We start from the raw sequence: 18,844 nt of genomic DNA on the forward strand, positions 1-18,844 counted from the left end.
GCTACAATATAAAACTTCACCACTTGCCAAAACCGTAGTATTGTCTATTTTTAGTAAGTTTGTAAAAGGCATAAACTGTCATCTACATGGCTAAAGGAAATTCATTCAAAAGTGGGAGTACGGGTACTGGTGGGGCAAGGCGTGCGCAAAGCACAACGTCTTCGTACACACCAAAGAAGACAACGCATACCTTCCGTAAAATAGATTTTACGGAAGGACAGCAAAAAGTCATGAAGGTGTTGGGCTTGTTTTTACTCATCACTTCTGGACTTTTTGCCGTAGCATTTATCTCTTACCTCTTCACTTGGAAAGCAGATCAAAGTTATATTTACATCACCAATGGTGGTTGGAACACTTTATTTAGCTCTTCGGAAGAAGTACTAGACGAGGCCCTAGAAATACCTGTTATAGAAAATAAGCTCGGAAAGTTTGGTGCCTTACTGGCCAATCAGTTTATTTTCGAATGGTTCGGTGTTGCGTCCTTTTTATTCATTTTAATCTTATTCGTAGTCGGATACCGACTGCTTTATCTTCGTGCGTTATTGCCTGTTGGCAAAACCATCTTGTATTCACTTATAGCCATCATCTTTACCTCTCTGACGTTAGGATTTTTGCAGGATTTTATCACCGATACACCACATATTCTTGAAGGCAAATTTGGGTACTGGACCAACCAAATCCTCACTTTGCAGATCGGCACGGCGGGTGTAGCAGGGATTTTGATTTTTGTCCTGCTGGCGGCGTTGATCCTGATCTACAACTATGATTTAAAGATTTCTTTTCAAAGTGCTCGATCACATAAAGAAGAGGAGTACGACGAAGGAGAAGAAACCGATCATGATCTTGATAATGAACGATTGGATAGACCAACGGCCACGAATAGCTTTATCGAAGATAGATCTATATCGGGTGAGCGCATCGTACAACAGCCGAGAGCACATGCCGTGGAGAAAGATAGCCTGAAGCAACATCAGCAAGAGAATCCTACTTGGGAACCAGAATTAAGCACACCTAAGGAGAAAAACACGCTTCGATCGGAGGAACAATCGGGCACGATCTCTTTTGATGTAGTCGATACACATACGCCCGAACCAACGATTACGGCGGCCAACGAAGCAGAGGCAATTGCACTTTCGGTAGAACCAGATTTGTCGGTAGAAATTGAAGAAACGGAGGAGGAAGAGTTGGCGCTTACGGTAGAGGCTGTAAAGGAAGAAAAAGCAGTAGAAGCGAGTGATTTGGTGAAGCAGTTTGGCGAATACGACCCTAAATTGGATTTGTCGGGCTATCAGCACCCTCCACTTGATTTACTGAAAGATTATGGTACAGGCAAGATCACGATTAACCAGCAAGAGCTCGAAGCCAACAAGAATAAAATTGTTGATACGCTGAGAAACTACAGCATCGAGATTGAACATATTAAAGCGACGATCGGACCTACGGTTACGCTGTATGAGATTATACCGAAACCCGGAGTTCGTATTTCGCGGATCAAAAACCTGGAAGACGATATCGCGCTAAGTTTAGCCGCTTTGGGTATCCGTATTATTGCGCCGATGCCCGGCAAGGGAACGATTGGTATTGAAGTGCCGAACAGCAATCCCGAAATGGTATCGATGCGCTCGGTCATTGCAACAGAGAAGTTTCAGAAAACAGATATGGACCTGCCGATCGCGCTGGGAAAAACGATTTCGAATGAAGTCTACATCGCTGACTTAGCAAAAATGCCACACCTTTTGGTAGCTGGAGCTACAGGACAAGGTAAATCGGTTGGAATTAATGCGATTCTGACTTCACTACTATACAAAAAACATCCAGCGGAGCTGAAGTTTGTCTTGGTCGACCCCAAGAAAGTAGAGCTTTCGCTGTTCAAAAAGATCGAACGCCATTTCTTGGCGAAACTTCCGGGCGAGGATGACGCGATCATTACGGATACCAAAAAGGTGATCAATACGTTGAATTCCTTGTGTATAGAGATGGATCAGCGCTACGATTTATTGAAAAATGGTCACGTTCGCAATCTGAAGGAGTATAATGCGAAATTTGTGGGTCGAAGATTAAACCCTGAGGAGGGTCATCGATTCTTACCATTCATTGTACTCATTGTGGATGAGTTTGCGGATTTGATGATGACAGCCGGAAAAGAGGTAGAAACACCGATTGCGCGATTAGCTCAATTAGCGCGTGCAGTAGGTATACACTTGGTCATCGCGACACAGCGGCCTTCGGTGAATATCATTACCGGTACGATTAAGGCTAACTTTCCGGCGCGTTTGGCGTTCCGTGTGTTATCCAAGGTCGATTCCAGAACGATTCTGGATTCAGGTGGTGCAGATCAACTGATTGGTCGTGGAGATATGTTATTGGCCACCGGAAGTGAATTGATTCGGATTCAGTGTGCTTTTGTAGACACACCAGAGGTAGATCAGGTATCGGATTTCATTGGCGGACAACGTGGTTATCCTTCGGCGCATTATCTACCAGAATATGTCGATGAAAATGGCGAAGGCAGTGGTTTGGCCGACTTCGACTTATCTGATCGGGATGCGCTTTTTGAAGATGCAGCGCGGCTAATTGTGATGCACCAACAAGGTTCGACATCGCTAATCCAACGCAAACTAAAACTAGGTTATAATCGGGCTGGCCGCATTATCGATCAGCTAGAAGCCGCTGGGATCGTCGGTCAATTTGAAGGCAGTAAGGCACGCGAAGTGCTGTACCCGGATGAGTACTCCTTAGAACAGTATTTGGAGACATTAAGATAAGAAAGCAAGTATGAGAATTATACCGATTACACGAATCCTAATTTTAGCCCTTTTGTGCCTACCTATTGCGGCAGCAAAAGCACAAACTAAAGCAGGCAACGCAAAAGCAACTTTGGATCAGGTATCGAAAAAATACGATAGCTACCGTACTATGATGGCAGATTTTTCTTTCGTAGCGACGCAGGCGGATGGACAACAATACAACGATAGTGGATCACTGAAGTTGGAAAAGGCGGGCAATAAATACCGCATCAAGCTCAACGCTCAGGAAATTATAAGCGATGGGAAATCGGTGTGGTCGATCTTGCCAGAAGACAAGGAAATCCAAGTGAGCGAAGTGGACAATAGTGCAGAAACACTCGGTCCGCAAAATTTATTTACCTTCTACCGTACCGGCTACACATACACCGCGTTAGCCGATGAGCGCGCAGGAAATCAGTCTTTAAAAGCCATTCAGCTTACACCGACAGATAAATCGTCTAGCTACGCTAAAATAAAGCTCCGCATCAACGGGAATAATCATATTCATGATATCACGGTGTACGATAGAGCGAGTTCCAGCTATACATATACGGTGAATGCCTTATACGTGAATCAGAAAATTCCACAAAGCACGTTTACCTTTCAAAAGAATCAATTTAAGGATTTTGAGCTGGTAGATTTACGGTAATCTGCGCTCTGAATTGAATATATCTTCTAAACGAAAAACATGGGCAATATCACTTTAAAAGAGTTGGCAAAGATGCTGGGACTATCGGTCTCCTCGGTATCGAAAGCGCTCAATGATAGCCATGAGATTAGTGTAGAAACAAAACGTAAAGTACAGGAACTGGCATCAGCTCACAATTACCGCCCAAATATGTTCGGCAAGAGCTTGAAGACAGGTCGCACGAATACGGTAGCGATTATCATTCCTTACTTGGCCAATCCCTTTCAGGCTCAGATCTTAGAAGGGGCGCATCAAGCAGCCTACAGCAACAATTATAAGCTGATCTTCATGCAAAGCCGAGAGGATGCTGACAAAGAAATAGAATTGTTGCAATCGCTCCTGAGTCAGAATATTGATGGCATCCTGATTTCGCCTTCGGCAAATACAAGTGTTGAATTCTTGCAGGAAGTACATCAGGAAGTACCTATTGTACTAATTGATCGGATCGATTTTGATTTAGAAACGCATAAGATCGGTGTAGATAATGAGCGTGGGGCATTTGCGGCTACCCAGCACTTGATTGATATGGGCCGAGAGCATATTTTGGTGCTTAATGGCAAGGATTTGGGAGTCACCCAGAAGCGTACCGCCGGGCACAAAAATGCGTTACTGGCCAACCAGATTCATTTTTCAGAAGATAATATCATTGAAGTCGATTACCAATTATCGCGGCAAGATTTGGTGCATAGCTTGCGTGAAATGCTACAGGAAAAACTTTCCAAAGTAGATACACCTATCGGGATATTGGGCAACACGGACATACTCACACTCAGTACGCTAGCCATCCTATCGGAGATGGAAATCCGTGTACCTGAAGAGGCGGCCGTGATTGGATTTTCAAACACGGAAGCGGCAGATTCACTGAATCCGGCACTATCTACCGTCGTACAACCTGCGCTAGAAATGGGAAAGCTCGGTATCGAAAAGCTGGTAGAATTAATTAACGGTAAAAATCGCTTTCAAACAGTGATGACCACGACCAAGCTTGATCCTATGTTGGTGTTTCGAAAGTCGACTACAGCTCAACCGGCTTCATCTTAGGCACTAAGGTTTTCATCACAGTCCATGCCAGTAAATAGGCAATTCCACAGAATGAAAATACAATTAAATAGCCCGTATTAATACCGTTGCTCACGACATCACCGGTAGATGCCAATTGCTTCAAAAACTCTTCGATGCTGATGACACCATGTTGTTCCAACAAGATTTTTTCGGCCTCTATATTTTCAAATTGTGGAAACGCTTCTTGCAGCGATATACCATTGACCTTGCTCCAATGTCTTTCTGCATAATCAAACAACATTCCCGATGCTTTATTGATGAGGAAAGCACCTATTCCGCCCGCTAAGCCGCCGATACCCGTAACGGTCGCAATCGCACGCTTAGGAAACATATCACCGACCACCGAGTAAAGATTAGCAGACCAAGACTGATGTGCTGCCGCGCCGATACCAATCAATAAAACAGGATACCAAAATGAAATCTCGCCTAGCGGCTGTGCGAAAAGCACAACTAAAGGAAAGAAGGCAAAGATGAGCATGGCTCGCATCCGGCCTGCATACGGATCTAAACCGTATTTATCGACAAAATATGTAGGTAGCCAACCACCAATGATGGACAGCATCGTGATGCTATACAATACAAAAAGTGCAATCTGGCCAATGAAATCCGAAGATTTGATACCGTAAACGGAGCTCAAATAGGCTGGCATCCAAAACAGTAAGAACCACCATACGCCATCCGTCATAAATTTACCTAGCGCATAAGCCCAGGTTTGTCTATGTTTTAGGCAATTGGTAATGGTGATTTTTTGTTGTTCTACGATCACATCAGGTTCCAGCATTTTCTCCCCCACAACTTCATCCTGCTGAATATAAGCCAGTTCTTCCGCTGTCACACGGAGATTGTTCTCGGGTTTATCGTACATAAATATCCAGAAACCCATCCAGACAAAGCCCAGCGCACCAATTATGATAAAAGCCATCTCCCAACCCAGTGCTTCTGCGATATAAGGGATCGTTAATGGTGCAGCTAAAGCCCCGATAGTCGTTCCTGCATTGAAGATACTGGTGGAAAGTGCCCGATCTTTTTTAGGAAAATACTCTGCAACCGTCTTGATGGCTGCCGGAAAGTTTCCGGCCTCACCTACTGCTAATACAAAACGTGCAAAGATAAAGAGCACCACACTGACATTGACGACGCGCGAAAAATCATGCACATGACCAATGGCCTCTTTAGCGCCCTCAAAACCCACAAACCATTCGCCTGCCGTAATCCCGGCAGTTGCAATACCACAAAATGCATGCAAAATCGCACCCACAGACCAAACACCGATTGCCCATAAAAATCCTTTTTTGGTGCCCACCATATCGATGAATCTCCCCGCAAGTAGCATACTGATCGCGTAGAAAATAGCAAACAAGGCGGTGATATTGCCATAATCATTATTCGTCCAATGAAATTCGGGAGCAATAAAGTCCTTCCAAGTTAGAGACAGTACCTGTCTATCTAAATAGTTAATGGTCGTTGCGAAAAATAACAATCCGCATATCACCCATCTGTAGTTTCCTTTTACTTTGCTCCCCATTCTTTGTATTTGGTTTATTTATTGGTGTTATTCACAGTTTTGGCATAGATCAAGCCGTCTTCGAGCCCACGCAGTTCTGCCAGTCCACGCAGTCGCCCGATGGCGGAATAACCTGGATTGGTTACCTTTTGCAGATCATCTAACATCTGATGTCCATGATCTGGACGGAAAGGAATCGGCTGTGCTCGCGTCTGATTTTCGTCGATAAAGATGTCTAGCACTTGCGCCATATCCACGTCACCGCCTAAATGATCGGCCTCGTAAAAGTTGCCAACGGCATCTTTCTTCACATTGCGGAAGTGAGCAAAATGTACACGATGCTTAATGGCTCTTGCTATCGCAGGAACATCATTCTCTACGCCAGCGCCCAAAGAGCCTGTGCAAAAACACACACCATTGAACTCGGCATTAACTCCTTCGATAATCTTCACGTAATCCTCCAAGCCAGAAGCGATACGTGGTAACCCTAATATCGGATACGGAGGATCATCCGGGTGGATAGCCATCTTGATACCATGCTCTTCACAAACCGATTGTATTTCGCGCAAAAACCACCGTAAATTTTCTAGTAAACCTGCGCGTCCGATTTCCTTGTATAGGATCAGATTTTGCTGTAAGTCTTCTAAAGAGATATCTTTCTCGCTTGGGATTCCCATGAGGATTACGCGCTTTAATTCTTCTACATCGGCGGCACTGAAGGTAGAGAATCTTTTCTTTGCTTCGGCGATTACGGATTCAGGATAATCATTCTCTGCCTGCTCCCGCTGGAAGATATATAAATCAAAAGCGGCCAGATCAGCCCAATCGAAGTATAAGGCTTTTGCCCCGTTGGGCATTTCCAGATCTAGCTTGGTACGTGTCCAATCCAGCACAGGCATAAAGTTGTACGTGACGACATGGATATCGCAAGCCGCTAAGTTGCGCAGCGTTTGTTTATAATTTTCAATGTACTTTGCTGCATCATCTCTTTTTGTTTTGATAGCTTCGTGCACCGGTACACTTTCGACAACCGACCATACCAAGCCAGCTGCCTCAATGATACTTTTACGTTCTTGTATATCTTCTAGTGGCCATACTTCGCCGTGCGCGATATGATGTAATGCCGTGACGATACCCGTCGCGCCAGCTTGCCGTACGTCTTGCAAGCTCACCGGATCCTGCGGCCCGTACCATCGCCAAGTTTGTTCAAATTTTTGCATCTTATTTTTTCTATTATACACCAGACCATGCGTTAAAGCCGCCATCGACATACACGGTCTCACCGTTTACAAAGGCCGATGCATCGCTTAACAGATATACTAAGGTTCCATTGAGCTCTTCGGGATCACCCAATCTCGAAAATGGCGTACCATTCACAAATTTCTGTGCGCGATCGGTGTAAGATCCATCTGGATTGGTTAATAAAGTTCTATTCTGTTCGGTCAAAAATACTCCAGGAGCAATGGCATTGACACGGAGTTGATCGCCATATCGAAGTGCCAATTCTGAAGCCATCCATTTGGTAAAACCGACCACACCATTTTTGGCGACGGTATATCCTAACACACGACTGATCGCCTGACTAGAAGATAGCGAAGCGATATTGATAATGCTACCACGCCCTTGTGCCGCCATCACCTTACCAAATACATGTGTGGGAATGATGGTACCGAAAAGATTTAATTCGACCGCCTTCAATGTATCTTGTATATTGGCTTCAAAAATATCTTGATCGGGGCCAATCGTAGCGCCTGGAATGTTGCCACCGGCGGCATTGATCAATCCATCGATGGTTCCCCATTTTTCTACAATCAAATCCTTCGCATTTAGCATAGAATCCTCATGGAGCACATCAGCCACGATCATCATTCCCTCTGCTCCTAAGCTATTTACTAAATTTAAACGCTCTGTAGCGCGTTCTTCATTTCGACCGACGATCGCGATCTTCGCGCCTGCTTCTGCTAATGCGCGCACAAAACTCTTTCCGAGAACTCCGGTAGCACCGGTTACGACAATAACTTTGCCCGCGAGGGAAAACTTATCCAATATGCTCATGTGGTTTATTTAGTGTTTATAACATTTCAATATTATTAAAATTAGTCGGCTCCTAAAAGGATTAGTTACGCTAACGTTTGCGAGGAATTGTAGTGAGTAAACTAGCGTCTGTAAAAAAGAAACTGTACATTAGAAGGACTACAATTAAAATGCGAGTCTACCTTGCTCCATGAATCCGTATTAAGAGGTATATTCGGAGTGTATGTAACCAATAAATTGAATGATATTCGAATGAAAAAAGTACTTTGTTTCGGAGAAATACTCTTACGCCTTCAGGCTGTCGGAAACAGTTTCTTCGAGAAAGATCGCAATCAACTGCAGGTATTTCCGGGAGGATCAGAAGCCAACGTCGCTAGTGGATTAGCACAAATGGGCACGTCGACAGCCTACTGTAGCGCATTTCCAGATAATTTATTGAGTACAGAGATCCAAGAACAATTGCAGATGCTGGGCGTGGATACTAGTAAAAGCCTGAGCTTCGGCGATCGCATTGGTTCTTACATCTTGCTTTCGGCAAATGGATTGAGCAAAGGTGAAGTGATCTATGATCGACGCTATTCTAGCTTCAGCCAGCTTACTTTAGAAGATATCCACTTCGACGTGTTGTTCGAAGGCATTGATTGGTTTCACTGGACTGCGCTATCTCCTGCTTTGAATGAAAATGTAGCCGAACTGATCGAACCCATTTTAAAAGAAGCGACAAAACGTAATATCACGATATCCGTCGATCTAAACTATCGCTCTAAACTATGGCAATATGGCCAAGAACCCATCGAAATCATGCCAGATTTAGTGGCTTACTGCGATGTAGTGATGGGCAATATCTGGGCAGCGAATAAAATGCTAGGAACTTATGTAGATCCTACATTGGATCGGCAAACATCCTCCGTGGATTATTATGAAGCGGCCAAACGATCTGCCGCTGAGATTTTCTCCCTATTTCCATCGGTGCAACACGTGGCTAATACTTTCCGGTTTATCGATAACCCACAGCATAACCTCTTTTATGGCACATACCATAATCGTTCGGAAGATGCCTTGTCTACGATTTATGAAACCCATGAGGTGATCGATCGCATTGGTAGTGGCGATGCGTTTATGGCTGGACTTATTCATGCCTTAAAGACAGATGCAACGCCGCAACAGGTAGCGGATATCGCGACTGGCGCCGGCTATCAGAAACTCTTCGTAGCGGGTGATTTTGGAAACGGGAAATATTAATTTTTACCTTTAAAAGAATGAACAAATTACTCTCTCTTATACAACAACATCCTGCCATACCGGTCTATTACCATGATGATCCAAACACTTGCTTAGATGTGCTGAAAGCCTGTTATCAAGGTGGCATTCGTGTCTTTGAGTTCGTCAATCGCGGCGCAAAAGCAAAAGCCAACTTCGAAACGCTGTTGGCTTACAAGCAAGAGCATTTCCCAGATATGGCATTGGGTATTGGCACGATTAAGACGGCACAAGAAGCAAAGGACTTTTTGGCATTGGGTGCTGAATTTATCGTTAGCCCCATTGTATTTACTGAGATTGCGCAAGAAACTATTGCCAAAGGACATCACTGGATACCGGGCTGTATGACGCCCACAGAAATCGCTCTGGCCGAATCATTAGGCGCATCGCTGGTCAAACTTTTCCCAGGTGATATCCTTGGCTCCAAATTCGTCAAGGCAATCAAGCCTTTATTTCCAAATCTACATTTTATGCCGACCGGGGGTGTCGATGTAAGCAAAGAAAGTATTGATGAGTGGTTTGCAGCAGGTGTGTTCTCGGTAGGATTGGGTTCTAAGCTTTTTCAAAAGCCACAGAATAGCGAAGCCGGTTATCAATGGTTAGTTGATCGCGTCCATACTTTGATGAGCTTAGTAAAAAGCTAGAGTTTTCCTCGAACATCTTAGTCTATAAAGGACAGTAAAACGCATTAAAAAAGGCCGTGCGAATTTACTTCGCACGGCCTTCATAATTTATAATTACAAAATTCTAAAGAAGAAGACTAGTCTTCTTCTTTAGATGCTAAAAGCTGATCGTATTCTTCACGAGAACCTACGATGATGTTGCTGTACTGACGTAAACCAGTACCTGAAGGGATTAAGTGTCCAACAATTACGTTTTCTTTCAATCCTAACAAATCATCACGTTTACCTGCGATGGCTGCCTCATTCAACACTTTCGTAGTTTCCTGGAAGGAAGCTGCTGAGATGAATGATTTAGTACCTAAGGATGCACGCGTAATACCTTGCAACAATGGACTAGAAGTAGCTGGAATCGCATCGCGAACTTCCGCCAATTTCATATCCTGGCGTTTCAAGCTAGAGTTCTCCTCCCGTAGGTTACGAAGGGTCACAATCTGACCTGGACGAAGGGTTTTAGAATCACCGGCATCCACGATGACTTTTTTGTCATACAAGGAGTCGTTTTCTTCCATGAAGTCCCATTTGCTAACCGCTTCTTTTTCTAAGAAACGAGTATCTCCTGGATCTTCAATATTTACCTTCTGCATCATCTGGTGAACGATTGTCTCAAAGTGCTTATCATTGATTTTCACACCTTGTAGACGGTAAACCTCTTGGATACCATTTACAATGTACTCTTGTACGGCAGATGGGCCTTTGATAGACAAGATATCTCCAGGAGAGATCTGACCATCAGAAAGTGGCATACCTGCTTTGATAAAGTCATTATCCTGTACCAAGATGTGTTTAGACAATGGCACTAAGTATTTCTTCACTTGACCATCGCGTGATTCGATAGAAACCTCGCGGTTACCACGTTTCACACCACCCAATGTTACTACACCGTCGATTTCTGTTACGACAGCTGGGTTCGATGGATTACGCGCTTCGAAAAGCTCCGTAACACGTGGAAGACCACCTGTAATATCTCGCGTTTTTCCTGTAGAACGAGGAATCTTAACTAAGATCGCACCATCTTTCACTTTCTGTCCGTTAGATACCGAAACGTGAGCACCTACCGGAATGTTGTACGAACGAATGATCTCGCCTTTCAAATCTAAGATTTTAATCGTCGGGTTTTTCGTTTTATCACGCGTCTCGATAATTACTTTCTCTTTGTGACCAGTCTGCTCATCTGATTCTTCACGGAAGGTAACCCCTTCGATGATGGCATCAAACTCTACTTTACCGGCAAACTCCGAGATAATTACCGCGTTATATGGATCCCAGTCAACCAATTTCTGGCCTTTTTCGACTGTATCACCTTCTTTTACAAATAAGTTAGATCCGTAAGGGATAACTTGTTGGTATACGACGCGTCTTTCTCCGTTCAAGATTTTGATCTCTCCAGAACGACCTAGTACGACATCATATTTACCATCATCACCTTCTTTCTCTACGGTACGCAAGTTTTCAAACTCCACAATACCTTCATATTTCGCGATGATCGCTGAATCAGAAGCAATGTTGGAAGCCGTACCACCCACGTGGAATGTACGCAATGTCAACTGTGTACCCGGCTCACCGATAGATTGTGCCGCAATTACACCAACAGCTTCCCCTTTTTGAACTCGTTTGCCAGACGCCAAGTTACGGCCATAACAACAAGCACATACACCACGTTTAGCTTCACAAGTCAATACCGAACGGATTTCGATGCCTTCGATACCAGCATTTTCAATCACCTCTGCAATCTCTTCGGTGATATCTTCGTTGGCAGCAACGATTACTTCGTTGGTCTCCGGATGTATTACATCGTTCAACGGCGTACGACCCAAGATACGATCGAACAATGGCTCGATGATATCATCGTTGTCTTTCAATGCCGTGGTGTAAATACCGCGCAACGTTCCACAATCCTGATCAATTACAATCATATCCTGTGCAACATCATGCAAACGACGTGTCAAGTAACCCGCATCGGCCGTTTTCAAAGCCGTATCGGCCAAACCTTTACGCGCACCGTGAGTAGAGATAAAGTACTCGAGTACCGAAAGTCCTTCTTTAAAGTTGGACAAGATCGGGTTTTCGATAATCTCACCACCAGATGTACCTGATTTCTGTGGCTTAGCCATCAAACCACGCATACCACATAGCTGACGAATCTGCTCTTTGGAACCACGTGCACCAGAATCCAACATCATGTATACTGAGTTGAATCCTTGATTATCATTAGACAAGATATCCATTACGTGCGCTGTAAGGCGGTTGTTGATACGTGTCCAGATATCGATAATTTGGTTGTAACGCTCGTTGTTGGTAATGAAACCCATGTTATAGTTATTCATTACTTCTTCTACCTCGCTCGTTGCTTGATCTAGCAAGTCTGTTTTCGCTGCTGGGATGTTTAGATCCTGCAAGTTAAATGACAGACCACCTTTGAAAGCGGTTTGGAAACCTAATTCTTTCATATCGTCCAAGAACCTAGCCGCACGTGCCATACCGGTATTCTTTACAATCTCGCCAATGACGTTACGTAAAGATTTTTTGGTCAACAAATCGTTGATATAACCTACTTCTTCTGGCACGATCTGGTTAAAAATCACACGCCCTACCGTAGTTTCAATGATTTGCTGTTCGAAGTTACCTTCTTTTGTTTTGATTTGTGTTTTCACTTTGATGAATGAATGCAAATCAACTTGCTTCTCATTCAACGCGATAATTACCTCTTCTGGAGAATAGAACACTGTTCCTTCACCTTTCATGCGGCGATCATCATCTGTCTTACGGCCTTTAGTAATGTAGTAAAGACCCAATACCATATCCTGAGATGGAACCGTTACCGGTGAACCATTCGCAGGGTTCAAGATATTGTGTGCTGCCAACATCAAGATTTGGGCTTCCAAGATTGCCGCATTACCTAAAGGTAAGTGAACCGCCATCTGGTCACCATCAAAATCGGCGTTGAAAGCCGTACATACTAATGGGTGTAATTGAATCGCTTTACCTTCTACCAACGTAGGTTGGAATGCTTGGATACCCAAACGGTGAAGCGTAGGTGCACGGTTTAATAATACCGGGTGACCTTTCAATACGTTCTCTAAAATATCCCAAACAACCGGATCTTTACGATCAACGATTTTCTTCGCAGACTTCACTGTTTTTACGATACCACGCTCGATCATCTTGCGGATGATAAACGGTTTGTACAACTCGGCAGCCATGTCTTTAGGAAGACCACATTCGTGCAATTTCAGGTGTGGACCTACGACGATAACGGAACGTGCTGAATAATCCACACGCTTACCTAGTAAGTTTTGACGGAAACGACCTTGCTTACCTTTCAAGATATCAGAAAGGGATTTCAGGGCACGGTTACCTTCGGTTTTTACCGCATTCACCTTACGAGAGTTATCGAACAAAGAATCTACCGCTTCTTGAAGCATACGCTTCTCGTTACGCAAGATTACCTCTGGTGCTTTGATCTCGATCAAACGTTTCAAACGGTTGTTACGAATAATCACACGACGGTACAAATCATTCAAATCGGAAGTCGCGAAACGACCACCATCCAAAGGCACTAATGGGCGCAACTCTGGTGGAATAATTGGAACGATTTTCACAATCATCCATTCTGGACGGTTTTCGATACGCGTGTTAGCACCGCGGAAAGCTTCTACGACGTGAAGGCGTTTCAACGCCTCGTTTTTACGTTGTTGTGAAGTCTCGTTCGCTGCTTGGTGACGTAGATCGTATGACAACTGATCAAGATCCAGACGTTTTAGTAATTCTTCTAAAGCGTCAGCACCCATTTTAGCCACAAATTTCTGTGGATCGTTGTCATCTAAATATTGGTTTTCTTTTGGTAAAGTATCTAGGATATCTAGGTACTCTTCTTCCGTTAAGAAATCCATGTAAGAAAGACCATCATCTTCTTTGATACCGGCTTGGATAACCACATATCTTTCGTAATAGATGATCATATCCAATTTCTTGGTTGGAAGACCTAATAGGTAACCGATTTTGTTTGGCAAAGAACGGAAGTACCAGATGTGTGCCACAGGAACCACCAAGTTGATGTGTCCCATACGCTCACGACGTACTTTTTTCTCCGTTACTTCTACACCACAACGGTCACACACGATACCTTTGTAACGGATACGCTTGTACTTACCACAGTGACATTCGTAATCCTTTACCGGACCGAAGATACGCTCACAGAATAATCCATCGCGCTCCGGCTTGTAGGTACGATAGTTAATCGTTTCCGGCTTAGTTACTTCACCGCTAGAACGCTCCAAGATAGTCTCTGGAGAAGCTAAGCTGATCGTAATCGACGTGAAGTTACTTTTGATTTTATTATCTTTTTTATAAGACATACGTTGTATAACTTAAAAGCTGTATGTAAAGTTTGGGAAGCTCGCACCTCCCAAACTCAAATTACTTGATTAATCTAATGTGATATCCAAACCTAAACCACGTAGCTCATGAACCAATACATTGAATGATTCTGGTACAGATGGTGTCGGTAAGTTGTTACCTTTTACGATCGCCTCATAGGTTTTCGCACGGCCAATCACATCATCGGATTTCACGGTTAAGATCTCTTGTAAGATATTAGATGCACCGAATGCCTCTAGTGCCCAAACCTCCATCTCACCAAAACGCTGACCACCAAACTGGGCTTTACCACCCAAAGGTTGTTGTGTGATCAATGAGTATGGTCCGATCGAACGCGCGTGCATCTTATCATCAACCATGTGACCTAATTTCAACATGTAGATCACACCTACCGTTGTTGGTTGGTCAAAGCGCTCACCTGTAAGACCGTTGTACAAGTACGTACGACCTGATGCAGGAAGATCTGCTTTTTGTACCCATTCTTCTACCTGTCCCATTTCGGCACCGTCGAAGATTGGCGTGGCGAACTTCATACCCAGTTTTTGACCTGCCCATCCAAGAACAGTTTCATAAATCTGACCCAAGTTCATACGAGAAGGTACACCTAATGGATTCAACACGATATCCACTGGAGTTCCGTCGGCCAAGAAAGGCATATCCTCATCACGTACGATACGTGCTACGATACCTTTGTTACCGTGACGACCAGCCATCTTATCACCGACTTTCAACTTACGCTTTTTAGCGACGTAAACTTTAGCCATTTGAACGATTCCGGATGGTAACTCATCACCAACAGATACCGCAAACTTGTCGCGTTTGAATGCTCCTAACTCTTCATTGAACTTGATGCCGTAGTTGTGCAATGCAATTTTGATCGCATCGTTTTTATCGTCATCCGTTGTCCAACCAGCTGGATTTACATTCGCATAATCCAAGTCAGTTAAGATCTTCTGAGTGAATTTCGCACCTTTAGCTACTAATAGCTCTTTGTACACGTTGTAGATACCTTGGCTAGTTTTACCGTTCACGATAGTGAACAATTTGTCAACCAAACGCTCTTTCAACACGCGCAAGTTTTTCTCATGCGTAGTTTCTAGTTTCTCTAATGCTTTTCTTTCGATGTCTTTAGACATTTTCTTCGCACGAGAGAACAACTTCGTATCGATAACCACACCTTTGATAGATGGTGGCGTTTTCAAGGAAGCATCTTTGACATCACCGGCTTTATCACCGAAGATTGCGCGAAGCAATTTCTCCTCTGGTGAAGGATCAGATTCACCTTTTGGTGTAATCTTACCGATCAAGATATCGCCTTCTACGACTTCAGCACCGATACGGATGATACCGTTTTCGTCTAGATCTTTCGTAGCTTCTTCGGATACGTTAGGGATGTCGGAAGTCAATTCTTCTTCACCACGTTTGGTATCACGAACTTCTAATTCAAACTCTTCGATATGCAATGAGGTAAAGATATCCTGCGATACCACACGCTCTGAAATTACGATCGCATCCTCAAAGTTGTATCCTTGCCAAGGCATGAATGCTACTTTCAAGTTACGGCCTAATGCCAACTCGCCATCTTCTGTTGCATAACCTTCACACAATACTTGTCCTTTTACGACCTTCTCGCCTTTGATAACGATTGGCTTCAAGTTGATACAAGTATTCTGGTTGGTTTTCTTGAATTTGATTAATTTATATGTTTTGACGTCGTCATCGAAAGATACCAAACGATCTGCATCGGTACGCTCGTAACGAATTTGAATCTCTTGTGCATCTACGTATTCTACGACACCATTTCCTTCTGCATTGATCAAGGTGCGAGAGTCAGAAGCCACACGGCCTTCTAATCCTGTACCTACGATCGGCGCTTGTGGACGCAACAATGGCACCGCTTGGCGCTGCATGTTGGAACCCATCAAGGCACGGTTGGCATCATCATGCTCTAAGAAAGGAATCAATGAAGCTGCAATCGATGTAATCTGATTTGGAGCAACGTCCATGTAATCCAATTTCTCTGGCTCGATAATCGGGAAGTCACCCTCGTATCTTGCTTTTACTTTCGCATCTTCGAAGTTACCTTTATCATCGTAGATAGCATTCGCTTGTGCGATCGTTTTGCCATCTTCATCTTCCGCTGAAAGATATACTACTGGCTGATCTACGACTACTTTACCATCATCCACCTTACGGTAAGGAGTTTCGATAAAACCAAGGTTATTGATTTTCGCGTGTACGGCTAAAGATGAAATCAAACCAATGTTTGGTCCCTCTGGAGTTTCGATAGTACACAAACGACCGTAGTGCGTGTAGTGAACGTCACGAACCTCGAAACCTGCACGCTCACGAGATAGACCACCTGGACCTAATGCTGATAAACGACGCTTGTGTGTGATCTCCGCCAATGGATTGGTTTGATCCATGAACTGAGATAACTGGTTGGTTCCGAAGAAAGAGTTGATCACAGACGATAAAGTACGTGCGTTGATCAAATCTGTTGGTGTAAAGACCTCATTGTCGCGGATGTTCATACGCTCACGAATAGTACGTGCCATACGAGCAAGACCTACACCGAACTGAGCGTATAATTGCTCACCTACGGTACGAACACGACGGTTGGACAAGTGATCGATATCATCCACCTCCGCTTTTGAGTTGATCAGGTTGATCAAGTATTTTACGATCGCGATAATGTCTTCGCGGGTCAATACTTTTGTTTCTGATCCAGTCGATAAGCCTAATTTACGGTTGATACGGTAACGACCTACATCACCTAAATCGTAACGCTTATCTGAGAAGAACAAACGATCGATAATACCGCGAGCTGTTTCCTCATCAGGTGGTTCGGCGTTACGCAATTGGCGATAGATGTGCTCCACCGCTTCTTTTTCCGAATTAGACGTATCCTTTTGTAATGTGTTATATATAATAGAGTAATCCGCATTGTTGGACTCATCGTCTTTCGCTAAGATAATAGACTTAACGCCAGCATCGATGATCATTTCAATGTGATCTTCTTCTAGTACGGTTTCACGTTCAAGGATGATTTCGTTACGATCGATAGATACTACTTCACCAGTATCCTCATCTACGAAATCTTCTATCCATTTTTTCAATACTCTTGCCGCCAAACGACGACCAACGTATTTTTTAAGACCCGATTTACTTACCTTAACTTCATCCGCTAAGTCGAACAATTCTAGGATATCTTTATCCGAATCGAATCCGATAGCACGTAATAAAGTGGTAACCGGGAATTTTTTCTTACGATCGATGTAAGCATACATGACATTGTTTACGTCTGTTGCAAATTCGATCCAAGATCCTTTAAAAGGAATTACCCTAGCAGAATAAAGTTTTGTTCCATTTGTGTGTCTACTCTGACCGAAGAATACGCCAGGTGAGCGGTGTAGTTGGGATACGATTACCCGTTCCGCACCATTGATCACGAAAGTACCTTTTGGTGTCATGTACGGAATAGTACCTAAGTACACGTCCTGTACAATTGTCTCGAAATCTTCGTGCTCTTCGTCGTTACAAGATAACTTTAATTTTGCTTTTAGAGGTACACTGTACGTTAAGCCACGCTCGATACACTCTTGGATGTCGTAACGTGGTGGATCTATGAAATAGTCCAAAAACTCTAGCACAAAAATGTTTCTTGAATCAGAAATAGGGAAGTTTTCGGCGAAAACCTGATAAAGCCCTTCCTGATGGCGGTCGTCAGAAGTAGTTTCTAGTTGAAAAAACTCCCTGAAAGATTCTAATTGCACGTCCAAGAAATCAGGATAATCAATTACCTTCTTACTTGTAGCAAAATTCACTCTTTCTTTTTGAATATTGTTGTTTGCCAAGGGAATAAGATTTTAGTTTTAATAAACTGCGCTAACATTGTTGTTGAAAACCTGAAAATCGATGAGTCAACAACACCACATCGAGGGGTAAATAGTATAAACAGGGAAAGACTCTGATAGAAAATCCATCAGAGTCTATACCTTAAAGGTGCTTTACGCAGGAGAGATTACTTAACCTCAACTACAGCTCCAGCTTCTTCTAATTGTTTTTTCAAAGCTTCAGCTTCGTCTTTAGAAACACCAGTTTTCAATTCTTTAGGTGCACCATCAACTAGATCTTTTGCTTCTTTCAAACCTAGACCAGCTAAATCTTTTACCAATTTAACTACTGCTAGTTTAGAACCACCAGCTTCTTTCAAGATTACGTCGAAAGAAGTTTTTTCTTCTGCAGCAGCAGCACCTTCAGCAGGAGCAGCAGCAACAGCAACTGCAGCAGCAGCTGGTTCGATGCCATACTCGTCTTTTAAGATATCAGCTAGTTCTTTAACTTCTTTTACAGTTAAGTTTACTAGTTGCTCAGCAAGTTGTTTTAAATCTGCCATTTTATTATGATTTTTTGAATGTACTAAATGAATATTGTTAATTAAAATTTT

Annotated in this window: 11 protein-coding genes; 5 read left to right on the plus strand and 6 right to left on the minus strand. The window is 43.4% G+C overall.

What is annotated here, in order from left to right:
- The first annotated feature begins 86 nt into the window (after positions 1–86).
- The 3 genes from GKO22_RS01500 to GKO22_RS01510 are packed head-to-tail and all read left to right on the plus strand — an operon-like array spanning position 87 to position 4,515.
- Positions 87–2,765 (plus strand): FtsK/SpoIIIE family DNA translocase, encoded by a 2,679-nt coding sequence (locus tag GKO22_RS01500; RefSeq protein ID WP_166332364.1) that lies wholly within the window; start codon positions 87–89, stop codon positions 2,763–2,765.
- Positions 2,766–2,775: 10 nt separating this feature from the next.
- Positions 2,776–3,435, plus strand: a complete 660-nt coding sequence (locus tag GKO22_RS01505) for a LolA family protein (protein WP_166332365.1) — start codon at positions 2,776–2,778, stop codon at positions 3,433–3,435.
- A 39-nt stretch (positions 3,436–3,474) separates the two neighbouring features.
- Positions 3,475–4,515, plus strand: a complete 1,041-nt coding sequence (locus tag GKO22_RS01510; RefSeq protein WP_166332366.1) for a LacI family DNA-binding transcriptional regulator — start codon at positions 3,475–3,477, stop codon at positions 4,513–4,515.
- Here GKO22_RS01510 and GKO22_RS01515 read toward each other — a convergent pair.
- The 3 genes from GKO22_RS01515 to GKO22_RS01525 are packed head-to-tail and all read right to left on the minus strand — an operon-like array spanning position 4,490 to position 8,095.
- Positions 4,490–6,061, minus strand: coding sequence for an MFS transporter (locus GKO22_RS01515; RefSeq protein WP_166332367.1), 1,572 nt, complete (start codon positions 6,059–6,061; stop codon positions 4,490–4,492). The two genes, GKO22_RS01510 and GKO22_RS01515, sit on opposite strands and share 26 nt — an antisense overlap.
- 14 nt (positions 6,062–6,075) lie before the next feature.
- Positions 6,076–7,260 carry a mannonate dehydratase gene (uxuA, locus tag GKO22_RS01520; RefSeq protein WP_166332368.1) on the minus strand — a complete coding sequence of 395 codons (1,185 nt, stop codon included), beginning with the start codon at positions 7,258–7,260 and terminating at the stop codon, positions 6,076–6,078.
- A 13-nt stretch (positions 7,261–7,273) separates the two neighbouring features.
- Positions 7,274–8,095 carry an SDR family oxidoreductase gene (locus GKO22_RS01525; RefSeq protein WP_166332369.1) on the minus strand — a complete coding sequence of 274 codons (822 nt, stop codon included), beginning with the start codon at positions 8,093–8,095 and terminating at the stop codon, positions 7,274–7,276.
- Positions 8,096–8,326: 231 nt separating this feature from the next.
- Between GKO22_RS01525 and GKO22_RS01530 the strand changes: the two genes are divergently transcribed.
- The gene (locus tag GKO22_RS01530) at positions 8,327–9,316 is read left to right on the plus strand and encodes a sugar kinase (protein ID WP_206367774.1); all 990 of its coding nucleotides are present in this window, start codon (positions 8,327–8,329) and stop codon (positions 9,314–9,316) included.
- A 17-nt stretch (positions 9,317–9,333) separates the two neighbouring features.
- A complete protein-coding gene (locus GKO22_RS01535; protein WP_166332370.1) occupies positions 9,334–9,978 on the plus strand; it encodes a beta/alpha barrel domain-containing protein in 645 nt (214 codons plus the stop codon).
- 116 nt (positions 9,979–10,094) lie between these two features.
- Here the strand turns inward: GKO22_RS01535 and rpoC are convergent, their stop codons facing one another.
- The 3 genes from rpoC to rplL form a co-directional block, all read right to left on the minus strand.
- Positions 10,095–14,372, minus strand: a complete 4,278-nt coding sequence (gene rpoC / locus GKO22_RS01540) for a DNA-directed RNA polymerase subunit beta' (protein ID WP_166332371.1) — start codon at positions 14,370–14,372, stop codon at positions 10,095–10,097.
- A gap of 69 nt (positions 14,373–14,441) precedes the next feature.
- Complete coding sequence (gene rpoB / locus GKO22_RS01545; RefSeq protein ID WP_166332372.1) at positions 14,442–18,251, minus strand: DNA-directed RNA polymerase subunit beta; 3,810 nt, start codon at positions 18,249–18,251, stop codon at positions 14,442–14,444.
- Positions 18,252–18,418: 167 nt separating this feature from the next.
- Positions 18,419–18,793, minus strand: coding sequence for a 50S ribosomal protein L7/L12 (gene rplL / locus GKO22_RS01550; RefSeq protein WP_116776281.1), 375 nt, complete (start codon positions 18,791–18,793; stop codon positions 18,419–18,421).
- Between the last annotated feature and the right edge of the window lie 51 nt (positions 18,794–18,844).

This window comes from Sphingobacterium chungjuense (genome assembly GCF_011316935.1).
Classification (GTDB): domain Bacteria; phylum Bacteroidota; class Bacteroidia; order Sphingobacteriales; family Sphingobacteriaceae; genus Sphingobacterium; species Sphingobacterium chungjuense.

What these genes read in the sequence shown, in the direction of transcription:
- GKO22_RS01500 (WP_166332364.1), top strand. Translation starts at nt 87, where the DNA reads ATGGCTAAAGGAAATTCATTCAAAAGTGGGAGTACGGGTACTGGTGGG.
- GKO22_RS01505 (WP_166332365.1), top strand. Translation starts at nt 2,776, where the DNA reads ATGAGAATTATACCGATTACACGAATCCTAATTTTAGCCCTTTTGTGC.
- GKO22_RS01510 (WP_166332366.1), top strand. Translation starts at nt 3,475, where the DNA reads ATGGGCAATATCACTTTAAAAGAGTTGGCAAAGATGCTGGGACTATCG.
- GKO22_RS01515 (WP_166332367.1), bottom strand. Translation starts at nt 6,061, where the DNA reads ATGGGGAGCAAAGTAAAAGGAAACTACAGATGGGTGATATGCGGATTG.
- uxuA (WP_166332368.1), bottom strand. Translation starts at nt 7,260, where the DNA reads ATGCAAAAATTTGAACAAACTTGGCGATGGTACGGGCCGCAGGATCCG.
- GKO22_RS01525 (WP_166332369.1), bottom strand. Translation starts at nt 8,095, where the DNA reads ATGAGCATATTGGATAAGTTTTCCCTCGCGGGCAAAGTTATTGTCGTA.
- GKO22_RS01530 (WP_206367774.1), top strand. Translation starts at nt 8,327, where the DNA reads ATGAAAAAAGTACTTTGTTTCGGAGAAATACTCTTACGCCTTCAGGCT.
- GKO22_RS01535 (WP_166332370.1), top strand. Translation starts at nt 9,334, where the DNA reads ATGAACAAATTACTCTCTCTTATACAACAACATCCTGCCATACCGGTC.
- rpoC (WP_166332371.1), bottom strand. Translation starts at nt 14,372, where the DNA reads ATGTCTTATAAAAAAGATAATAAAATCAAAAGTAACTTCACGTCGATT.
- rplL (WP_116776281.1), bottom strand. Translation starts at nt 18,793, where the DNA reads ATGGCAGATTTAAAACAACTTGCTGAGCAACTAGTAAACTTAACTGTA.